5 protein-coding genes and 1 tRNA gene are annotated in these 3158 nt (G+C 64.9%); 3 read left to right on the forward strand and 3 right to left on the reverse strand.

What is annotated here, in order from left to right:
- Nucleotides 1-225: 225 nt before the first annotated feature.
- Nucleotides 226-301, forward strand: a tRNA-Cys gene (locus C474_RS09325).
- Nucleotides 302-532: 231 nt separating this feature from the next.
- Nucleotides 533-1390, forward strand: a complete 858-nt coding sequence (locus tag C474_RS09330; RefSeq protein WP_008386155.1) for a hypothetical protein — start codon at nt 533-535, stop codon at nt 1388-1390.
- A 70-nt stretch (nt 1391-1460) separates the two neighbouring features.
- Here the strand turns inward: C474_RS09330 and C474_RS09335 are convergent, their stop codons facing one another.
- A complete protein-coding gene (locus C474_RS09335) occupies nt 1461-1730 on the reverse strand; it encodes a winged helix-turn-helix domain-containing protein (RefSeq protein ID WP_008386156.1) in 270 nt (89 codons plus the stop codon).
- Between the two features lie 141 nt (nt 1731-1871).
- On the opposite strand from C474_RS09335, the gene C474_RS09340 reads away from it, so the two are divergent.
- Nucleotides 1872-2216 (forward strand): hypothetical protein, encoded by a 345-nt coding sequence (locus C474_RS09340; RefSeq protein WP_008386158.1) that lies wholly within the window; start codon nt 1872-1874, stop codon nt 2214-2216.
- Between the two features lie 151 nt (nt 2217-2367).
- On the opposite strand, the gene eif1A is transcribed toward C474_RS09340, so the two are convergent.
- Both eif1A and C474_RS09350 read right to left on the reverse strand, forming a co-directional pair.
- Nucleotides 2368-2655, reverse strand: a complete 288-nt coding sequence (eif1A, locus tag C474_RS09345) for a translation initiation factor eIF-1A (protein WP_008386160.1) — start codon at nt 2653-2655, stop codon at nt 2368-2370.
- 100 nt (nt 2656-2755) lie between these two features.
- Nucleotides 2756-3158: class I SAM-dependent methyltransferase (locus C474_RS09350; RefSeq protein ID WP_008386162.1), on the reverse strand; the 403-nt coding region annotated here is incomplete at its 5' end.

Below are 3158 nucleotides of genomic sequence, written 5' to 3' on the forward strand. Positions count from 1 at the left end.
CCCGCGCGAGCGTGTTTCATTTCGAACGCAGCACACACCCGACGAGGAGCGACCGCACTCCGAACCTCTCGAGCGCCCCGGGCACGTCGACGCACTGCTCCGAGACTGACCTCGACCCGGTCGACCTTTCACGTACGTCCGATCCGGGGACGCGGGCGGGGCGGTCCGTCCGTCGACATTCCAGACCGCTAGGCTTAAGCGCGCAACATCACTACACGAAACCGCGCCAAGGTGGCAGAGTTCGGCCTAACGCGTTCGCCTGCAGAGCGAATCTCCGCCGGTTCAAATCCGGCCCTTGGCTTACACTCCTCGACTTCTCTCGTGACTATACGTCCGCACGCGCGAACTGACTCGTCTCGAAGCGGTCGGTGTCGTCCGTCCTCCCGATAACGACATCTCCTCGACGTTCCGTGATACCGACGGACTGTCGCTCGGTCACTTGGCGTCGCGGACGCCGTGGGTTCGACTCGCGGACCATTATCGGTCTGACGAAACGGTAACCGTTATACGCCATCTATTCTTTGCTCGAACTATGCAACGACGCGCCGCGGCTATCTACGTCGCACTCTTCGTAGTCATCGGTGCGGCCTCCTACTCGCTTCTGGCGACGGCGGAGACGCCGCAGATCGAGTTCCAGAATCCGGAGTACGAACTGTCGTCCGGTCAGACGTTCCAGGCCGGGTCGCAGACGTACAACGTGACCGGAATCACCGCCGAGATGGAGGGCGGCGGACACGGGGGTTCGGCGTCGCTCGCACGGTCTGGAACCATCAAGTACACGAACCAGTCCGCCGACTACACCGCCTCGTGGGAGAACAACTCCACAGTGAGCATCGACAATACCACCTGGACCGTCCTCGCCCCCTCCGGCGAGAACGCCACCGAGTTCACGCTCCGCGAGGACGTCAACGAGACGGCCCTGCTCCAGCAGGACCCGAACGCCGAGGACGAGTTGGTGACTGTCAACGGGACTCAGCAGGTCGTCATTCAGGAGAACGGCACGCGGCGTCTCGTCCCGGCGAACGAGTACTTCCCGAGCCCCCGGTCGCAGAACTACAGTCAGGGTGCGACCCTCAACTACCAGGGTAACCAGACGACCGTCACCGCCGTCGGCGGCGGTGCGGTCGAAGTCTCTTGGACCGCTCCCCGGACGAACACCATCGACGTGAGCGACCAGGGCAACGTGACGCTCGGTGACCAGACGTACCTCGCCTACTTCCCGAACAACGAGACGATGCAGCTCACGAGCGACTTCGAGAGCTACAACGCCCAGACCGAGGAGATAGAGACGTTCCACACGCACGAGAACGGCCTGTGGGGCATCAGCATCCTCTCGTTCTTGACCGCCGTCCTCCTCGTCGGCATGGCGTATATGCCGTCGCGGTACTGAACGCCGGCGCTCGCTTTTCTGCGGTCGGTTCGGCTTTGAACGTCCCGCGAACGCTTCGCGGAGTCGTCGGTCAGTTCGGTGCGGGGACCGGGTCGGCGTCGGATCCACTGTCGCCGGCGAGGCGGTACAGTCGCTTTCGCGCGTCTTGGAGATAGAGTCGCTCTTCGACGATGTCCTCGTCGCGGAGTCGGTCGAGAGCGTACCGAACGGTTCGCGTCGGTAGGAGCGAGTGGTCGGCCAACTGCCGTTGCGTCAGCGGACCGTCGTGCTCGAGCACCTTGTAGACGAGTTTCGAACTCGGCGGCATCTCGCGGAGACCCGTGGGTACCTCGTTAGTCATATGTATCGTTCGAGGAGACGAATCACGCCAAGTGCTTCGGAGTTGTGCGCGGCATTCGCACGACCTCTACCGCGTGGCGTCGGGCGCTTCGCCCGCGGTTCCGGGTACAGATAAAAGGGGACGGGGTGCGTACCGCTCGACGTGTCCGACCGAACCGACGACGACGCGCGCCCGCACGACATCGACGACACGCCGACGGTCACCTGCTCGCGGTGCGACCAGGAGTGGACGCTCGACTACGAACTCGACGATTTGGAGGTCGGAAACCAGTCGTTCGAGCAGTTCGCCCTCGACCACATGCGCCACACGGGGCACTTCCCGGACGGCGTCTCGCCGTGGCTAGTCGCTTGCCGACGCTGTCCGGAGGGCGAACGGTTCCTCTCCGAGGGGCCGGCCCGCCGGTGGGCCGAGACGCACGCGCGCCACGCGCGCCACGCGGTCGAAATCGAACACGAGGGAGACGCGAGCGTCGTCACGCCGGAGTGAGCGAACGCTGTCGCCGGTCGCGGTGTCGGTAGCGGTGCGGTCACTCGGTACGAGGTCGGACGAACGCGGTTATTCGGCGAGAGAAGTAGTCGGAAGCGGTCGGCGCGCACCGACCGCGGGCCCGCGCGGCCTCCCGGTGGGGGAAGACACGTCAGTCGATGTGGCCTTCGGCGCGAAGCTGCTCTGCGTCCTGTTCGCTGTAGCGCCATTCGATGTTACCCTTCTCGTCCTGCCAGTCCCACGGTTCCACGAGGACCACGTCGCCCTCCTGAATCCACGTGCGGTACTTCATCCGGCCGGGGATGCGTCCCATGCGCTCTTTGCCGTCCTGACAGCGCACGGTGACGTGGTTTCCGCCGTTGTGTTGTGTGACTACCGCGAACACTTCGTCGTCGCTGGGCATTCGGAGGTTCCGACGCCCGCTGGATTCTTCGCTCATGTGTGTCCTATAGAGGCGTCAAAGGTTTAAGCCATTGGTGATGCGTGGTTCCGCGCCGCACGGCGCTCCGAGCGTCCTCGCGTGGGCGCCGTCCGTCGCGTCACTTCGGGACGAACGCGCGGAACGTGTCGCGGTCGAGCGACCTCGATTCGACTTCCGCGAGGCCGACGCCGGTGAACACGTCGTTCCAGTCGCGGTAGTAGAGTGGAACCTCGCCGTCGACGTAGTTGACGGCCGGCCCGTCGGCAGGGTCCCCCCCGGTCGTCTTCGCGCTCTCACCCTCGACGCCGGAACCGTCGTCCCCGTCGCCCTCGTTCTCCACGGTGACGAGCAACGCTCCGGCGACGCGCGCGAGTTCGTCGAACACCCACTCGGCGTCCGGGTGGAGGTGTTGGAGCGTTTCCACCGAGTACACCACGTCGAAGGCGTCGTCGTCGAACTCGGCGACTACGTCCTCTATGGCGCCGACGCGGAACGTTCCGGTCTCGGCGAGGTCGGGGAAA

The organism is Halogeometricum pallidum JCM 14848, from assembly GCF_000337095.1.
In the GTDB taxonomy this organism is placed as follows: domain Archaea; phylum Halobacteriota; class Halobacteria; order Halobacteriales; family Haloferacaceae; genus Halogeometricum; species Halogeometricum pallidum.